Source organism: Halomonas sp. SS10-MC5 (assembly GCF_015992245.1).
GTDB classification, from domain to species: domain Bacteria; phylum Pseudomonadota; class Gammaproteobacteria; order Pseudomonadales; family Halomonadaceae; genus Halomonas; species Halomonas sulfidoxydans.
Genome location: NZ_CP065435.1, coordinates 1,536,769 through 1,552,971 on the forward strand (window position 1 = coordinate 1,536,769; position 16,203 = coordinate 1,552,971).

13 protein-coding genes are annotated in these 16,203 nt (G+C 68.2%); 8 read left to right on the forward strand and 5 right to left on the reverse strand.

Annotated elements, in window-relative coordinates; genetic code table 11:
• Positions 1–48: 48 nt before the first annotated feature.
• The 3 genes from I4484_RS07305 (at position 49) to I4484_RS07315 (ending at position 4,795) form a co-directional block, all read left to right on the forward strand.
• The gene (locus I4484_RS07305; protein WP_197450310.1) at positions 49–654 is read left to right on the forward strand and encodes a TetR/AcrR family transcriptional regulator; all 606 of its coding nucleotides are present in this window, start codon (positions 49–51) and stop codon (positions 652–654) included.
• 68 nt (positions 655–722) lie between these two features.
• The gene (locus I4484_RS07310) at positions 723–1,796 is read left to right on the forward strand and encodes an efflux RND transporter periplasmic adaptor subunit (RefSeq protein WP_197450311.1); all 1,074 of its coding nucleotides are present in this window, start codon (positions 723–725) and stop codon (positions 1,794–1,796) included.
• Complete coding sequence (locus I4484_RS07315) at positions 1,793–4,795, forward strand: efflux RND transporter permease subunit (protein ID WP_197450312.1); 3,003 nt, start codon at positions 1,793–1,795, stop codon at positions 4,793–4,795. Before I4484_RS07310 ends, I4484_RS07315 begins: the two co-directional genes overlap by 4 nt.
• On the opposite strand, the gene I4484_RS07320 is transcribed toward I4484_RS07315, so the two are convergent.
• A complete protein-coding gene (locus I4484_RS07320) occupies positions 4,792–5,244 on the reverse strand; it encodes an NUDIX domain-containing protein (protein WP_197450313.1) in 453 nt (150 codons plus the stop codon). The two genes, I4484_RS07315 and I4484_RS07320, sit on opposite strands and share 4 nt — an antisense overlap.
• Positions 5,241–5,849: a pseudouridine synthase gene (locus I4484_RS07325; RefSeq protein ID WP_197450314.1), complete on the reverse strand. Its 609-nt coding sequence runs from the start codon at positions 5,847–5,849 to the stop codon at positions 5,241–5,243. Before I4484_RS07325 ends, I4484_RS07320 begins: the two co-directional genes overlap by 4 nt.
• Before the next feature lie 119 nt (positions 5,850–5,968).
• Here I4484_RS07325 and icd point away from each other — a divergent pair, with 119 nt between their 5' ends.
• From icd to clpA, 3 genes are all read left to right on the forward strand, one after another.
• Positions 5,969–7,225, forward strand: coding sequence for an NADP-dependent isocitrate dehydrogenase (gene icd, locus I4484_RS07330; RefSeq protein ID WP_197450315.1), 1,257 nt, complete (start codon positions 5,969–5,971; stop codon positions 7,223–7,225).
• A gap of 139 nt (positions 7,226–7,364) precedes the next feature.
• The gene (gene clpS / locus I4484_RS07335; protein WP_197450316.1) at positions 7,365–7,748 is read left to right on the forward strand and encodes an ATP-dependent Clp protease adapter ClpS; all 384 of its coding nucleotides are present in this window, start codon (positions 7,365–7,367) and stop codon (positions 7,746–7,748) included.
• A gap of 140 nt (positions 7,749–7,888) precedes the next feature.
• A complete protein-coding gene (clpA, locus tag I4484_RS07340; protein WP_197450317.1) occupies positions 7,889–10,165 on the forward strand; it encodes an ATP-dependent Clp protease ATP-binding subunit ClpA in 2,277 nt (758 codons plus the stop codon).
• A gap of 108 nt (positions 10,166–10,273) precedes the next feature.
• Here the strand turns inward: clpA and infA are convergent, their stop codons facing one another.
• The 3 genes from infA to aat form a co-directional block, all read right to left on the reverse strand.
• Positions 10,274–10,492 (reverse strand): translation initiation factor IF-1, encoded by a 219-nt coding sequence (gene infA, locus I4484_RS07345; protein WP_010627817.1) that lies wholly within the window; start codon positions 10,490–10,492, stop codon positions 10,274–10,276.
• A 156-nt stretch (positions 10,493–10,648) separates the two neighbouring features.
• Positions 10,649–11,398: an arginyltransferase gene (locus I4484_RS07350; RefSeq protein ID WP_197450318.1), complete on the reverse strand. Its 750-nt coding sequence runs from the start codon at positions 11,396–11,398 to the stop codon at positions 10,649–10,651.
• Between the two features lie 12 nt (positions 11,399–11,410).
• Complete coding sequence (gene aat / locus I4484_RS07355) at positions 11,411–12,154, reverse strand: leucyl/phenylalanyl-tRNA--protein transferase (RefSeq protein WP_197450319.1); 744 nt, start codon at positions 12,152–12,154, stop codon at positions 11,411–11,413.
• A 262-nt stretch (positions 12,155–12,416) separates the two neighbouring features.
• Between aat and I4484_RS07360 the strand changes: the two genes are divergently transcribed.
• The gene (locus tag I4484_RS07360) at positions 12,417–15,419 is read left to right on the forward strand and encodes a DNA translocase FtsK (RefSeq protein ID WP_234283550.1); all 3,003 of its coding nucleotides are present in this window, start codon (positions 12,417–12,419) and stop codon (positions 15,417–15,419) included.
• Between the two features lie 129 nt (positions 15,420–15,548).
• Positions 15,549–16,172, forward strand: a complete 624-nt coding sequence (gene lolA, locus I4484_RS07365) for an outer membrane lipoprotein chaperone LolA (RefSeq protein WP_197450959.1) — start codon at positions 15,549–15,551, stop codon at positions 16,170–16,172.
• Positions 16,173–16,203: the final 31 nt, after the last annotated feature.

Consider the following 16,203-nt stretch of genomic DNA (forward strand, 5'->3'; position numbering starts at 1 on the left):
AGGGATTCTGTAATTGACCGGCCGGCCAATCAAGACTATCGTTGCGAGATGAACCAGAGAGCCCAGACCCGAGACCCGGAACTGACCCGCGCGCGCATCCTCGACGCGGCCGAAGCCCTGTTCGTCGAACAGGGCTTCTCCGCCGTCAAGCTTAGTGCGCTGGCGCGTTCGGCCGAGGTCACCAAGAGCCTGATCCATCATCACTTCGGCAACAAGGAGCAGCTGTGGGAGGCGGTCAAGAACCGTGCCTTCGAACGCTACTTCACCGCCCAGATGGCGATGCTCGAGGAGGCCGGCGAGCCGGATGCCGAGCTGCTGCGCAGCTCGGTGGAAGCCTACTTCCATTTCCTGCGCGAAAACCCCGGCGTGGTGCGGCTGTTCGCCTGGACCCACCTGGAGGGGGACAGCCACTGCGGCGAGCTCGACAACCAGCTCGTCGGGGCGGGGGCAGAATGGGTGCGCCAGGCCCAGCGGCGCGGGCTGCTGCGCCAGGACCTCAATCCTACCCATGTCATCGCCGTGTTCGTGATGACCTGCACCCAGTGGTTCGAGGCCAAGTGCCATCACGAGCACTGGCCGGGCATGGGCAGCGACGAAGCGTTCCTGGAAGATTTCCTGAAGATCTTCATGGAGGGGGTGCTACCCCGGGGCTGAGCGTTTTTTTGGGCTCATAACTGACCGGCCGACCAGTTCATGGGGCCGGTGTGTGGAGGAGCATGATGATGCGGAGGGTGAAAGGGGGAGTGGCGGCCTCGCTGGCGCTGGCCGCGGCACTGCTGGCGGGCTGCGATGCGGCGCCGGCCCAGATCGAGCGGGACGAGGTGCCGCTACCCGGCGTGCGCGTCGAAGCGGTGCGCCTGTCCCAGGACGAGGTGAGACATCGCTTTCCCGGGACGGTACGGGCCAGCGCTCGCGCGGCACCCGCCTTCCTGCACGGCGGCGTGCTGCAGGAGAGGCTCGTGACACGAGGGCAGCGAGTCGAGAAGGGCGAGCCGCTGGCCACCCTGCACAACCCGGCCATGGCGCCGGCGCTGGCGGCCGCCGAGGCGCGGGTGCGTGAACTCGATGCCAGCCTGAGCCGCCTGGGGCGCGACGTGGAGCGCGCACGCACGCTGCGCGAGCGTAACCTGAGCACCGAGGAGGAGCTGGACCGCCTGCGTGCGGAGCGCGAGGCCACCGCCCAGGCGCGCGAGCGGGCCGTGGCGCAACGCGATGAGGCCCGGGCGCAGCTCGACGAGCTGACCCTGCGCGCGCCCTTCGCGGCCGAGGTGACCGATCTCGAGGTCGAGCCCGGTGACTTCGTCGCGGCCGGGCAGCCCGTGCTGAAGCTGGCCGGGCTCGACGGGCGAGAGGTCGAGCTTCGCGTGCCGGGTCGCCTGGCCGCGCGCCTGGAGACGGGGCAGGAAGCAGCGCTGACCTCGCGGTCCGGGGCGCAGCGCCTGGCGGGGCGGGTCGCCCACGTCGGCCGCGCGGATGACAGCATGGCACCGATCATCGTCACCATCGAATCCGAGCCGACCCCGGCGCTGGGGGAATCGCTGCACGTACAGCTGGTGCTCGCCGCCGACCCGCTCATGCAGGTGCCGCTGGCGGCGGTGGTCGATCCGGGCGGCCATGCGCCGCACGTCCTGATGCTGGACGCAGACGAGTCGGTGCGTCATGTCGCCGTGACGCCGGGACGTCTGGCCGACGGCTGGGTGTCGGTGAGCGCCGAGGGGCTGGCACCGGGCGACAGGGTGGTGACGGCCGGTCAGGGGCGCCTGGAAGAGTCCGCGCAGGTCAGGGTGCTGCCATGAGCTGGCTGCTCGCCTCGCTGCGCTACAAGCGGCTCATTCTCAGCATCACGCTGCTGCTGGCCCTGCTCGGCCTGGCGGCCTGGGTGGCGATGGATCGCCAGGAGGACCCCTTCTTTCCCTATCGCTTCGGCCAGGTACTGGTGCCCTATCCCGGGGCGGAGCCGGAGCAGGTCGAGCGGCTGGTGCTCAACCCGCTGGAGGAGGAGCTGGCGCAGATCGAGGAGGTCAACGACATCATCGGGACCTCCCGCCTCGGCGTGGCCCACGTCACCATCGAGATGCACGAGCACGTCTACGATACCGACGCCGCCTGGGAGCGAGTGCGTATCGCCGTCGACCGGGCCAGCCGTGAGTTTCCCGACGGCGTGGGCGAGGCCGAGATCAGCGACCGCGACTCCGATGCCCATGGCATCGTGCTCGCAGTGACCGGCTCCGACGATCTCCTCGAACTGCGCGAGGCGGCCAAGCGGCTGCGCCGCGACCTGTTCCGGCTCAAGGAGATTGCCCGTATCGACGTGCTGGCCGACCCGGGCCAGCAGGTGGTGATCGGCTGGGACGATACCCTGGCCGAGCTGACCGGGCTCGACGCCCGTGCCCTGGGCGACCAGCTCGCCGCGCGCAACCTGACCTCACCCGGTGGCAGCCTGTCGCTCGGTGGGCGGGCGCTGGTGCTCGATCCGCGCACCGAGTTCGGTTCGCTGGAGGAGCTGGCCGATACGCCGATACGCACCCGGCGCGGCGACCAGGTGCCGCTCGGCGAGCTGGCCGACGTCCATCTCGCTCCCCAGGAGCCCGCCACCGAGCGGCTGTGGCACGATGGCCGCCCGGCGGTGGCGCTGGGGCTGGTACTCGCCAACGAGCGGGTCAACGCCGCGCGCTTCGGCGAGCGGCTGCGCGCGCTGGTGGAGGAGCTGCGCCCGGCCTACGCGCCCCTGGCGATCGAGGAGACCTTCTACCAGCCGCGCTGGGTCGAGCGACGGCTGGCGGAGCTCGGCGTCTCGCTGCTGCTGGGCATCGGCATTCTCGGCGTGCTGCTGTTCCTGGCCATGGGGCTGCGCCTGGGGCTGGCCGTGATGGTGGTCGTGCCGCTGGTGACCTTCTCCTCGCTGGCGCTCTACGCCATGGGCGGCGGTGTGCTGCACCAGATTGCCGTGGCCGGCATGGTGATCGCGCTGGGCATGCTGGTGGACAACGCCATCGTCATGGTCGAGAACATCCAGTGGCACCGCGACCAGGGCCGCTCGGCGGCCCAGGCCGTGACCCGCTCGGTACGCGAACTGACCACGCCGCTGCTGGCGGCCACGGGGACCACCCTGGCCGCCTTCGTCCCGCTGTTGCTCTCCAGCGGCAATACCGCCGACTTCACCCGCGCCATTCCGATCATGGTGATGCTGACCCTGGCGGTGAGCTACGTGTATGCCGTGTTCGTCACCCCGGTGTTCGCCGCGGGCATCCTCAAGCCGCGGCTGGGCGCGCGGCGCGAGCGGCTGCAGGCAGCGGGGGGGCGCCTGGGGCGGATCGCCGTGCGCTGGCCGGCCTGGGTATTGGCGGGGGCCGGGGGGCTGCTGGTCGGCGCGCTGGCGATGATGCCGCTGCTCGACCAGGACTTCTTCCCCGATACCGATCGCAACCAGTTGGTCGTCGACCTCAACTTCCCCGAGGGCACCCACCTCGACACCACCGCGCACCAGGCCGAGGTGCTGGCCACGGCCTTGGCCGAGCGACCGGCGGTGCAGGCGGTGCATCGCTTCGTCGGCTTCAGCGGCCCGCGCTTCTACTACAACCTGGTCGAGCAGCCGCGCCAGCCGCACCTGGCGCGGCTGGTGGTGGAGGCCGACGATGCCGACGATCTGGCCGGGCTGATGGCCTGGGTGCGGGCCGTGGCGCCGGAGCGGCTGCCGGAAGCCGAGGTGGTGGCGCGGCGCCTGGGCCAGGGGCCGCCCTTGGAAGCCCCGGTGGAGATTCGCGTGTTCGGCGAGGATCGAGCGGCCCTGGCCGAAGCCGCCGCGCGCATCCTCAGCGTGGTGCGCGAGGCCGAGGGCGCGCGCGATGCGCGTCACCGCCTGGGTGAAGGGCTGGCCACGCTGCGGGTCGAGACCGACGATGCCCGCGCCGCCGAGTACGGGCTCTCGCGGCGTGACGTGGCCACCGCCCTGGCCGGTGCCAGCCGCGGGGTCGAGGTCAGCATCTGGCGCGCCGGGCGTGACCCTGCGCCGCTGCTGGTGCGCTCGCCCGAGGGGGAGCGTTTCTCCACCGACGGGCTGGAGGGGCTGCGCCTCGCCGCCGCCGATGGAAGCCCGGTGCCGCTCGGCGAGATCGCCTCCCTGGCGCTGACCTGGCGCCCGGCGGTGATCCAGCATCGCGGGCTGCGTCGCATGACGGTGGTGTTGGCCGAGGTGGCCGATGGCTGGACCTACGATGGTGTCCTCGGCGAGGTCCTGCCGCGCCTGGAGGCGCTCGAACTGCCCGCCGGCGTCAGCTATGCCGTGGGCGGGGCGGCCGAGTCGGCCGGTGACGCCAACACGGCGCTGTTCCAGACCCTGCCGTTCGGCGGGCTGTTGCTGGTGATCTTCCTGCTGGCGCAGTTCAACTCCTTCCGTCAGCTGGCGATCGTGTTGACCACCGTGCCGCTGTCGATTATCGGCGTGGTGCCGGGGCTATGGTTGACCGGCCAGCCGTTCGGTTTCACCGCGATCCTGGGCGTGGTGGCGCTGGTCGGCATCGTGGTCAATAACGCCATCGTGTTGATCGACCTGATGAACGCCAACCGCAAGCAGGGGCTCGACGTGAAGGAAGCGGTGGTCTCGGCGGTGGCCCGGCGCACGCGACCGGTGCTGCTGACCACCGCCACCACCGTGGCCGGCCTGGTGCCGCTGACCCTGACCCAGTCGACGCTGTGGCCGCCGATGGCCTGGGCGATCATCTCCGGCCTGGTCGCCTCCACGCTGTTGACGCTGCTGGTGATCCCCGCGCTCTACCGCCTGCTGATACGGGATTAGCGCTCGTGCAGCACATCCATGGGATAGAACCGGCTGGCCAAGGCATCGCGCACGCGGCGAAGCACCAGCGGGCTGCGCAGTCGCCCTTCGCGCTCCAATTCCTCGACCTCCTCGAGGGTCAGCCAGTGCACGGCGAGGATGGCGGGGTCGAGCGGGTTGCCCAGGTGGGCCAGGGCCATGCCGAAGAACCCGTGGCTATGGAAGGTCTCGCCGTTGGGCGTCCGATAGACGTAAAGGCCCAGGTAGTCGGTGATGCCGACCTGCCAGGCGGTCTCCTCGCGCAGCTCGCGCAGCGCCGCCTCCTGGATCCGCTCGCCGGGCTCCAGGTGGCCGGCGGGCTGGTTGAAGAGGGTGGTCTGGCTGCCGCGTGGGGCCTCTTCCACCATCAGGAAGCGGCCGGCGCGCTCTACGACGGTGGCCACGGTAACGTGCGGGTGCCAGCGGCTCATCGAGGACCTCCTTGACGGCGCGGCGAGCGCCTTGGCGTGTTGCGCGGGGCATGCAGGGTCTCCCTGCGCCACTCTCCCGGGGCCAGCCCGTCCAGGCGCCAGGGGCCGATGGCCACGCGTACCAGGCGCAGGGTGGGGTGGCCGACATGGGCCGTCATGCGCCGGACCTGACGATTGCGACCCTCGCTGATGGTCAGTTCCAGCCAGGTCGTGACTGGGTGCCGCTTGGGGTCCACCGGCGGCGTGCGCTGCGGCAGTCCGCTAGCTTCCAGGCGCCGCACCTTGGCCGGCCGGGTCATGCCATCCCTCAGCTCGACGCCCTGGCGCAGGGCGGCCAGCGCCGTCTCATCGGGGTCACCCTCCACCTGCACGCGATAGGTCTTGGGCTGCTTGTGGCGAGGGTCGCTGATGCGCTGGATCAGCGCGCCGTCGTCGGTCAACAGCAGCAGTCCTTCTGAATCATAGTCCAGCCGTCCGGCCGCGTAGATGCCGGGCACGTCGATGACGTCCGCCAGTGTGGCGCGCGGCGTTTCGTCCGCGTCGCGCCGGTCGGTGAACTGGGAGAGCATGCGATAGGGCTTGTGCAATAGATAGATGGCGCTCATTCGACGAAGGTCTTGCTACCATAGATTGTCGACAAATTAAGGAGGCAAGCCTACTCCGAGAGACAGGGGCAATGCTATACTCCGCGCTCCACTGAACAGACCAGACAGGGGAGTTCTCAATGGGGTTCCAGAAAATTGTCGTCCCAGAAGGCGGCGAGAAGATTACCGTCAACGCCGACAACACCCTGAACGTGCCGAACAATCCGATCATCCCGTTCATCGAGGGTGACGGTATCGGCGTCGACGTGACGCCGGCCATGAAGATCGCCATCGATGCCGCCGTGCAGAAGGCCTACAACGGCGAGCGCAAGATCCACTGGATGGAAGTCTACGCCGGCGAGAAGGCCACCCAGGTCTACGACCCCGACACCTGGCTGCCCGAAGAGACCCTTGAGGCCGTCAAGGACTACGTGGTCTCCATCAAGGGCCCGCTGACGACCCCCGTGGGCGGTGGCATTCGCTCCCTGAACGTGGCCCTGCGCCAAAAGCTCGACCTCTACACCTGCCTGCGCCCGGTGCGCTGGTTCGAGGGCGTGCCGAGCCCGGTGAAGAAGCCCGCCGACGTCGACATGGTGATCTTCCGCGAGAACTCCGAGGACATCTACGCCGGCATCGAGTGGAAGGCCGGTACTGCCGAAGCCGACAAGGTGATCAAGTTCCTGCGCGAGGAGATGGGTGTCACCAACATCCGCTTCCCCGAGAACTGCGGCATCGGCGTCAAGCCGGTCTCCGTCGAGGGCACCAAGCGCCTGGTGCGCCAGGCCCTGCAGTACGCCGTGGACAACGACCGCGAGTCGGTGACCCTGGTGCACAAGGGCAACATCATGAAGTTCACCGAGGGTTCCTTCAAGGACTGGGGCTACGAGCTCGCCAAGGAGGAGTTCGGTGCCGAGCTGCTCGACGGCGGCCCGTGGATGCAGTTCAAGAACCCCAAGAGCGGCAAGACCATCGTGGTCAAGGACGTCATCGCCGACGCCATGCTGCAGCAGATCCTGCTGCGCCCGGCCGAGTACGACGTCATCGCCACGCTGAACCTCAACGGTGACTACCTCTCCGACGCCCTGGCGGCCGAAGTGGGCGGCATCGGCATCGCGCCGGGCGCCAACCTGGCCGACGCCGTGGCCATGTTCGAGGCCACCCACGGCACCGCGCCGAAGTATGCCGGCCAGGACAAGGTCAACCCCGGCTCGCTGATCCTCTCTGCCGAGATGATGCTGCGCCACATGGGCTGGGTCGAGGCAGCCGACCTGGTGCTCAAGGGCATGGAGAAGGCTATTTCCAAGGGCGAGGTCACCTATGACTTCCATCGCCTGATGGACGATGCCAAGCTGCTCAAGTGCTCCGAGTTCGGCCAGGCCGTCGCCGACAACATGTAAGCGGCCCGCCGGACCCATCGGGGCCCCCGTCCGCCAGGCGGACGGGGGCCTTTTGCGTATCAACCTGAACCCTGTCGGCCTCTCGTCGTCTAACCTGAGACTCGAGATGGCCGGCTTGCCGAGATGGTGTGTGGCTTTTATGTTCAAGACAGAAGACCTGAACGTATGGGCATCGGTCGGTGTCGCGGCAGGCATGACGCGGCCTGTGCGCCCCGAACAGGAAGACGAAGGCGACCTGGCGGTCCAGCCGGCCGATCCCGAGGTGGCCCGCCCACCGATGTACAAGGTGATCCTGCACAACGACGACTACACCCCCATGGAGTTCGTGGTGGAGGTGCTGCAGAGCTTCTTCCACATGGACAGCGAGACTGCCGTGCAGGTGATGCTCACGGTGCACACCCAGGGCAAGGCCACCTGCGGGATCTTTACCCGCGACATCGCGGAAACCAAAAGCCACCAGGTCAATCAATATGCAAGAGAGTGTCAGCATCCGCTGCTTAGCGACATCGAGGCGGCGGACTGACTCCCGGTCTGCTCGAGACGGGGTGGGAATGGCAGTCGTTGAGTGAAGAGACTTGCAACGGCGGCGTTTGTGCCCGATGTTGAAGGTGCCGGACCACGAAAGATCCGATGCAAGCCCTAAGCGGCGAGAAGGGGACTGCCATGCTGAGCAAAGAACTTGAACTGACCCTGAACACGGCGTTTACCGTGGCTCGCTCCAAGCGCCACGAGTTCATGACCGTGGAGCACCTGCTGCTGGCACTGCTCGACAACGCATCAGCGGCAGACGTGCTGAGAGCCTGTGGGGCCAACCTCGACAAGTTGCGGTCCGATCTGCAGGATTTCATCAATTCCACCACCCCTCTGATCCCCGAGGACCAGAGCGACCGTGAGACCCAGCCGACGCTGGGCTTCCAACGCGTGCTGCAGCGTGCCGTGTTCCACGTGCAGTCCTCCGGCAAGAGCGAGGTCACCGGAGCCAACGTGCTGGTCGCCATCTTCTCCGAGCAGGAGAGCCAGGCGGTCTACTTCCTGAAGCAGCAGAACGTGGCCCGGGTCGATGCGGTGAACTACATCGCCCATGGCATTTCCAAGGTGGCCGGCCACGGTCAGAACCCTTCGTCGTCGCCCAGCGACGCCGAGGAGGCCGAGGAGGGGGGTGGCGAGACCAGCGCCAACCCGCTGACCGGTTATGCCACCAACCTCAACGAACAGGCACGGATGGGCAAGATCGATCCGCTGATCGGCCGCGAGCACGAGCTCGAGCGGGTGATCCAGATCCTCGCCCGGCGGCGCAAGAACAACCCGCTGCTGGTCGGTGAGGCCGGCGTGGGCAAGACCGCCATCGCCGAGGGTCTGGCCAAGCGCATCGTCGAGGAGGACGTCCCCGAGGTGATCGGCGACGCCGTGGTCTACTCCCTCGACATGGGTGCGCTGCTGGCCGGCACCAAGTACCGTGGCGACTTCGAGAAGCGCCTGAAGAGTCTGCTGGCGGAGCTCAAGAAGCAGCCCAATGCGATCCTGTTCATCGACGAGATCCATACGGTGATTGGCGCCGGGGCGGCCTCGGGCGGCGTAATGGATGCCTCCAACCTGCTCAAGCCGCTGCTCTCCTCGGGTGAGCTGCGCTGCATCGGCTCCACTACCTTCCAGGAGTTCCGCGGGATCTTCGAGAAGGATCGGGCACTGGCGCGCCGCTTCCAGAAGGTCGACGTCATGGCACCCTCGGTGGACGACACCATCCGTATCCTCAAGGGGCTGCGCTCGCGCTTCGAGGAGCACCATCGGCTCAAGTATACCGATGCGGCGCTGGAGAGCGCGGCACGCCTGGCGGACCGCTACATCAACGATCGCCACCTGCCCGACAAGGCCATCGACGTGATCGACGAGGCCGGCGCCCACCAGCGGCTGCTGCCGCCGGAGGTGCGGGTCGACACCATCGACGTCGACCAGGTCGAGGCGGTGGTGGCCTCCATCGCGCGGATTCCGCCGAAGAGCGTCTCCAGCTCCGACCGCAAGCTGCTCGAGAACCTCGATCGCGACCTCAAGATGCTGGTGTTCGGCCAGGACGAGGCGATCGACAGCCTCTCCGCCGCCATCAAGCTGTCGCGTGCCGGGCTCAAGTCTCCCGACAAGCCGGTGGGCAGCTTCCTCTTCGCCGGCCCCACCGGGGTGGGCAAGACCGAGGTGGCGCGCCAGTTGGCGCGGATCATGGGCATCGAGCTGGTGCGCTTCGACATGTCGGAGTACATGGAGCGCCACACCGTGTCGCGGCTGATCGGTGCACCGCCGGGCTACGTCGGCTACGACCAGGGCGGGCTGCTGACCGAGGCGATCACCAAGCAGCCGCACTGCGTGCTGCTGCTGGACGAGATCGAGAAGGCGCATCCCGAGGTCTTCAACCTGCTGCTGCAGGTGATGGACCATGGCCGCCTGACCGACAACAACGGCCGCGAGGCGGACTTCCGTCACGTGATCGTGATCATGACCTCGAATGCCGGTGCCGAGCAGCAGGCGCGTCGCTCCATCGGCTTCCAGCACCAGGACCACTCGACCGATGCCATGGAGGTCATTCGCAAGACCTTCTCACCGGAGTTCCGCAACCGCCTGGACGGCATCATCCAGTTCCACTCCCTGCCGACCTCGGTGGTGCGCAGCGTGGTCGACAAGTTCCTGGTGGAGCTGCAGGCGCAGCTCGACGAGAAGCGGGTTCAGCTGGACGTGGACATGGCGGCGCGCGACTTGCTGGCCGAGAAGGGCTACGACCCCAGCATGGGCGCAAGGCCCATGGCGAGGTTGATCCAAGAGAAGCTCAAGAAGCCCCTGGCGGAGCTGATCCTGTTCGGCGAGCTGTCCGAACACGGTGGGGTGGTGCACGTCACGGTGGAGGATGGCGAGTTGCACCTGTCCACGGAGTCGGAATTGGCCGACGCTCCTTGACCTCGCCGGTCGTTGCCGTTGCGCGACCTTCGCACAGCGCCCTGTCTTCGGACGGGGCGTTGTCGTGTCGTGCGGGACAGGCGGGTCGCCGTGAACCCTGCCGTGCAATCAGCGCGAGCGGTAGACGATGCGGCCCTTGGTCAGGTCGTAAGGGGTCAGTTCGACCTTGACCTTGTCGCCGGTGAGAATGCGGATGTAGTTCTTGCGCATCTTGCCCGAGATGTGGGCAGTCACGACGTGGCCGTTCTCCAGCTCGACGCGAAAGGTGGTGTTGGGAAGGGTGTCGACGACGACGCCTTCCATCTCGATATGGTCTTCACGTGCCATATAGGCAGTTCCTCGCTGATGACGTTGGTGTGCCGTGCCTGATCGAAGCATCGGCTTGTGTGCAGCACGACAGCGGACGCGCTTTAACGTCGCATCCGTGCCAAGGATAGCGCGATATTGTGCCGCAAGCCGGGCGTCAAGGCAAAGCGGGCCGAATCACGTCGATGCCGCGGTAGGCAGCAGGCGCCGCCAGTGGCGCCCCTCCAGCACTTCCAGGGGGCGGTAGGTCTCCTTGTAGGCCATCTTGCGGCATTCACGAATCCAGTACCCCAGGTAGACGTGGGGTAGCCCCTCGCGGTAGGCCTCGTTGACCAGGCTCAGCACAGCGAAGGTACCCAGCGAGCGGCGCTCCCATTCGGCTGCCGGATCGAAGAACGTATAGATGGCGGAGAGGCCGTGTTCCAGGCGGTCGAAGGCGGAGATGGCGAGCAGTCGCTCCCCGAGGCGGAACTCGAGCAGCCGCGAATAGGGCTCGTCCAGGGTCAGGAAGGTGCGGTACTGCTCGCGGCTCGGCGGGTACATGTCGCCGTCCCAGTGGCGCGTCTCGATGTAGCGCTCGTAGAGCGCATAGTGCTCGGGGTCGAACAGCGCCGGCCGTTCGATCAGGCGCAGGTCGGCGTTGCGCCTGGCCACCCGTCGCTGGCTGCGGCTGGGCTGGAAGTCGTCGACCGGTATGCGCACCGATACGCAGGCGTTGCAGCCTTCGCAGTGGGGCCGATAGAGGTGGTGGCCGCTGCGCCGAAACCCCAGCAGGGCAAGCGAATCGTAGATGCCCAGACCGTGGGACTCCTGGGGATCGAGAAACAGGGTCGTGGCTTCGTGCCCCTCGAGGTAGCTGCAGGCGTGGGGTACCGTCAGGAAGAAGCGAAGGTCCCTGATCGGATGGCGAGGCGTATTGCTGCTCACGTGATTCGCCTCCTAAGTGAGAGCGGTCAAGGTCTCGACGCAGGGTGGGTCATCGGGCAGTGCCCAGCAGGGCAGTGGATGCTGGCCGTCCGTGGCTCCCGGCGTCGCCAGGCATGATTCAAGATAGTTGATGAACTCGGTGCGGGCGATGTCCCGCGCGCCCAGGCGGGCCAGGTGATGGGTGCGCATCTGGCAGTCGATCAATCGCCCACCACCGGCGCGCATGGCGCGCACCAGGTGAACCATGGCCACCTTCGAGGCATCGCTCGCGCGCGAGAACATCGATTCGCCGAAGAACACCGGACCCATGGCCACGCCATAGAGCCCGCCGACCAGTTCGCTCTGCTGCCACGCTTCCACCGAGCGCGCATAGCCGAGCCGGTGCAGCGTCACGTAGGCGGCATGCATCTCCGCGGTGATCCAGGTGCCGGGCTGGCCCTGGCGCGGAGCCGCACAGGCCTCGACCACGCGGCTGAACTCCCGGTTGAAGGTCACCGTGAAGCGGCCGTTGCGCAGGCGCTTGGCCAGGCTGCGGGACACGTGCAGTTCGTCGGGAAAGAGCACCATGCGCGGGTTCGGGCACCACCAGAGGATCGGCTGGTCGTCGCTGTACCAGGGAAAGATGCCGCGTCGATAGGCCGCCAGCAACCACTCCGGGGTCAGCTCGCCACCCGCTGCCAGCAGCCCCTCCGGGTCGCGCAGGGCGCGCGAGACGGGAGGAAAACGCACAGGGCGCTCGGGAAGCCAGGACAGCATGCGGTGGCGCTCCTCGTCGGCATTGGTTTCCCTAGTCTGCCGCCGGAGCCGATTTGGCTCAAGCAGCGGTCATGGCCACTGTGCCGGGGGCGGGAGTCCCGGTATGATGGCGGCTGAATTCATTCTGCTTCATGTGAGTTGGAAAGGCACCGTCCCGCTACGGTGCGAGGGGGTTGGCGAGTTGAGTGTAAAGGAAAAGGGCGTGCCGCGGCACGCAGCGGAGGAGGACTCCCAGCAGCCGACCACGCGCCTGTCGCTCCACCTGCACGGCGTGGCCCGGGAAGGGGCGACCATCATCCTGCTGGCGGCCTGCGTGTTCCTGCTGCTGGCGCTGTTCAGCTACCAGCCGGCGGATCCCGGCTGGTCCCGCCGTGGGCCGGAAACCGTCGTCGCCAACTGGATGGGGCCCTTCGGCGCCTGGCTGGCCGACGTGCTCTATTCGCTGTTCGGGGCCAGCGCCCTGTGGTGGCCCGGTATGCTGGGCTTCGCCGGCTGGCGGCTGATCCGTACGCGCAGGGTGCAGCTCGAATGGGACGCGACCGCCGTGGCCGTGCGTCTGGGCGGCCTGGTGCTGCTGCTGCTGGGGACGACGACGCTGGGGGCACTGCACTTCTACAGCCCTGACAGCGTGCTGCCCTATGCTTCGGGGGGCATCCTCGGCGAGGGGCTGGTCGGGGCGCTGGTGCCGCTGGTCGACTCGGGCGGTACCGGCCTGCTGGCAGTGGCGGCGATGCTGTGCGGTTTCCCTCTCTTCAGCGGCGTCTCCTGGCTGACGGTGATGGATGAGCTTGGCCACCGCTTCTTGCGCCTGTGGCGCTGGGCGTCCACGCCCTTCGGTCTCTCCCGTGACCGGCACGAGCCGGACTGGGACGAGGATGACAGCCAGGCGGAGGAGGAGCCCGAGCCGGAAGCGCGGCCCGAGTCGCCTCGCCGCCGCTGGCGCTTCTGGCGTCGCCGCGAGCCGCTGACGCCCACGGGGCAGGCAGGGCAGCGCGAACCGGGCCTGGCGTCCTCCTTCGGCGACGACGGCGATACCGACATCCCCTGGGACGTGCCCGAGCGCACACCTTCGGCCAAGCGCCCGGAAGCCGCCTATAGCGCGCGGCAGGGCGAGGCGGCTACGGCGGCGCGGTCGGCCGCTGCCGCGGAGGCTCCGCCGGTGCCGGGCTTCGGTGGCGCACGCGCCGCGGAGGCGCCGATGACCACTACGGTGCTCAAGGCCAGCCGCGACGAAGAGCCCCTCCCGGCCGCTGCCATGCCGCTGCGCGCCACGAAGAGTGACGAGACTGCCTCTGCCGAGCCGACAGACGGCGCCCGCCGGGAGGATGCCGACGCGTCGGCGACACCCCAGGCGGATGACAGGGCCAAGGCGGGTGAGCGGCACGACTCGCCACGGCGCGAACCGGCGCTGGGCGACCTGCAGCCGGAGGAGCCGGTCGATGCGCACGAACCGCGCCTGAGCTGGAACGACATCGGCCTCGCGGACGATGAGCGGGACGACGCCGATGACGAACGCGCCTCGCCGGCGGCGCGGTACGACGAGCAGGAGGAGACGCCGAGTCGCTACGCCGATCAGGCCGAGGGGCTGCGGACGTGGCGTGAATCGGCACCGCACGCCCAGGAGGAGGCGCATGAGGGCCGCGTGGCGACGGCGGAACAGGCGCGTGAGGCGGCCGAGGAGCCCGACGGCCCAACGCTGTGGACGGTGGAGCACCTGCAGAGCCAGCGTCCCGTGCTCGACGACATGCCGGAGCCGGACGGCGAGCTGCCGAGCCTGCGCCTGCTGACGCCGGCTGAGCCGCACCACCAGAACTACACCGAGCAGCAGCTGGCCGACATGGCCGAGTTGCTCGAGACCCGCCTGCGCGAGTACGGCGTCAAGGCCGAGGTGGTGCACACCTGGCCGGGGCCGGTGATCACGCGCTTCGAGATCAAGCCCGCCGCCGGCGTGAAGGTGTCGAAGATCAGCAACCTGGCCAAGGACCTGGCCCGTTCGCTGATGGTCAAGAGCGTGCGCGTGGTGGAGGTGATCCCCGGGCGGCCGACGGTGGGCATCGAGATACCCAACCCGCACCGGGCGATGATTCGCCTGCGCGAGGTGATCGACTCCGACCGCTACCAGCAGGAGGCCTCGGCGCTGACCCTGGCGCTGGGTCAGGACATCGGCGGCGGCCCGGTGGTGGCCAACCTGGGCAAGATGCCTCACCTGCTGGTGGCCGGCACCACCGGCTCGGGCAAGTCGGTGGGGGTCAACGCGATGCTGATCTCGATGCTGCTCAAGGCCACGCCCGAGGAGCTGCGCCTGATCATGGTCGACCCCAAGATGCTGGAGCTGTCGGTCTACGACGGCATCCCGCACCTGCTGGCGCCGGTGGTCACCGACATGAAGGAGGCGGCCAACGCGCTGCGCTGGTGCGTGGCCGAGATGGAGCGGCGCTACAAGCTGATGGCCGCGATGGGCGTGCGCAACATCGCCGGCTTCAACGGCAAGCTCGACGAGGCCGAGCGCGCCGGCGCCCAGGTGGCCGACCCGCTGTGGGAGCCGCAGCCGTGGGAGATGCACGAATCGCCCCCGGTGCTCGAGAAGCTGCCCTACATCGTGGTGGTGATCGACGAATTCGCCGACATGTTCATGATCGTCGGCAAGAAGGTCGAGGAGCTCATCGCGCGCCTGGCGCAGAAGGCGCGGGCGGCCGGTATCCACCTGATCCTGGCGACCCAGCGTCCCTCGGTGGATGTGGTGACCGGCCTGATCAAGGCCAACATCCCTACCCGCATGGCATTCCAGGTGTCGTCGAAGGTCGATTCGCGGACCATCCTCGACCAGGGTGGCGCCGAGAACCTGCTGGGCCATGGCGACATGCTCTACCTGCCGGCCGGCGCCGGGCTGCCGACCCGCGTGCACGGCGCCTTCGTCGACGACGACGAGGTGCACCGGGTGGTCGAGGACTGGAAGCGTCGCGGCGAGCCGGAGTACATCGAGGAAATCCTCTCCGGCGGCGTCTCGGCCGAGGCGTTGGCAGGGCTCGAGGCCGAGGGCGGCGAGGGCGGCGGCGACGCCGAACAGGACGCCCTCTACGACGAGGCGGTGCAGTTCGTCACCGAGAGCCGGCGCGCCTCCATCTCGGCGGTACAGCGCCGCTTCAAGATCGGCTACAACCGCGCCGCGCGCCTGGTCGAGGCCATGGAGGCGGCCGGCGTGGTCTCCTCGATGGGCTCCAACGGCGGGCGCGAGGTGCTGGCGCCACCGCCGGTAGGCAACTGATTCCGGCGCCAGGTGGCAACCCAACCTTGCATCAATCATGAAAGCGTCGGCGGGCATGCAACCCGCCGGCGCGCAGCGGGTCCGAGAGACAGGATCCACGTGGACCTGCCCAGGGAGAGAGAATCGATGATGAAGAAGACCCTAGCTGCACTGGCCCTGACCCTTGCCGCCCCGGCAGTCGTCCTGGCCAGTGAAGGTGCCGAACGCCTGACCCGCATGCTGGAGCCGCTGCAGACCTATGAGGCGAGTTTCGAGCAGCTGATTCTCGACGGCAGCGGCGAGCGGCTGCAGCAGGCCAACGGCCACATGTGGCTGTCGCGTCCCGGCAAGTTCCGCTGGGAGGTCGACGCGCCCTACCAGCAGGAAGTGGTCTCGGATGGCAGCGAGGTCTATCTCTACGACCCCGACCTGGAGCAGGTCACCGTGCAGGCGCTGGACCAGCGGGTCACCCATACCCCGGCGCTGCTGCTCTCCGGCAGCGCCCGCGAGCTGACCGAGAGCTATGAGGTGTCGCGTCAGCAGCAGGGCGGCAGCGAGACCTTCCGTCTGGTGCCGAAATCGGCCGACACCCTGTTCGAGGAGCTGCAGATGACCTTCAATGACGAGCGACTGGCCGCGCTGCAGATGATCGACAGCACCGGCCAGGAGACCGTTATCGAGTTCAGCGACGTGCGGACCAACCAGGACATCGACGACGGCCGCTTCGCGTTCGAGATCCCCGACGGCGCCGACGTGATCCGCGACACGCACTGAGTCCCGCCGTCAGCCCGCCAGCGCCGCCCTC

Bases quoted from the DNA above. Each gene is read 5' to 3' on its own strand.
- lolA (WP_197450959.1), top strand. From the start codon at position 15,549: ATGAAGAAGACCCTAGCTGCACTGGCCCTGACCCTTGCCGCCCCGGCA.
- infA (WP_010627817.1), bottom strand. From the start codon at position 10,492: ATGGCACGTGAAGACCATATCGAGATGGAAGGCGTCGTCGTCGACACC.
- I4484_RS07315 (WP_197450312.1), top strand. From the start codon at position 1,793: ATGAGCTGGCTGCTCGCCTCGCTGCGCTACAAGCGGCTCATTCTCAGC.
- I4484_RS07325 (WP_197450314.1), bottom strand. From the start codon at position 5,849: ATGAGCGCCATCTATCTATTGCACAAGCCCTATCGCATGCTCTCCCAG.
- I4484_RS07320 (WP_197450313.1), bottom strand. From the start codon at position 5,244: ATGAGCCGCTGGCACCCGCACGTTACCGTGGCCACCGTCGTAGAGCGC.
- clpS (WP_197450316.1), top strand. From the start codon at position 7,365: ATGTTCAAGACAGAAGACCTGAACGTATGGGCATCGGTCGGTGTCGCG.
- I4484_RS07305 (WP_197450310.1), top strand. From the start codon at position 49: ATGAACCAGAGAGCCCAGACCCGAGACCCGGAACTGACCCGCGCGCGC.
- clpA (WP_197450317.1), top strand. From the start codon at position 7,889: ATGCTGAGCAAAGAACTTGAACTGACCCTGAACACGGCGTTTACCGTG.
- aat (WP_197450319.1), bottom strand. From the start codon at position 12,154: ATGCTGTCCTGGCTTCCCGAGCGCCCTGTGCGTTTTCCTCCCGTCTCG.
- I4484_RS07310 (WP_197450311.1), top strand. From the start codon at position 723: ATGCGGAGGGTGAAAGGGGGAGTGGCGGCCTCGCTGGCGCTGGCCGCG.
- icd (WP_197450315.1), top strand. From the start codon at position 5,969: ATGGGGTTCCAGAAAATTGTCGTCCCAGAAGGCGGCGAGAAGATTACC.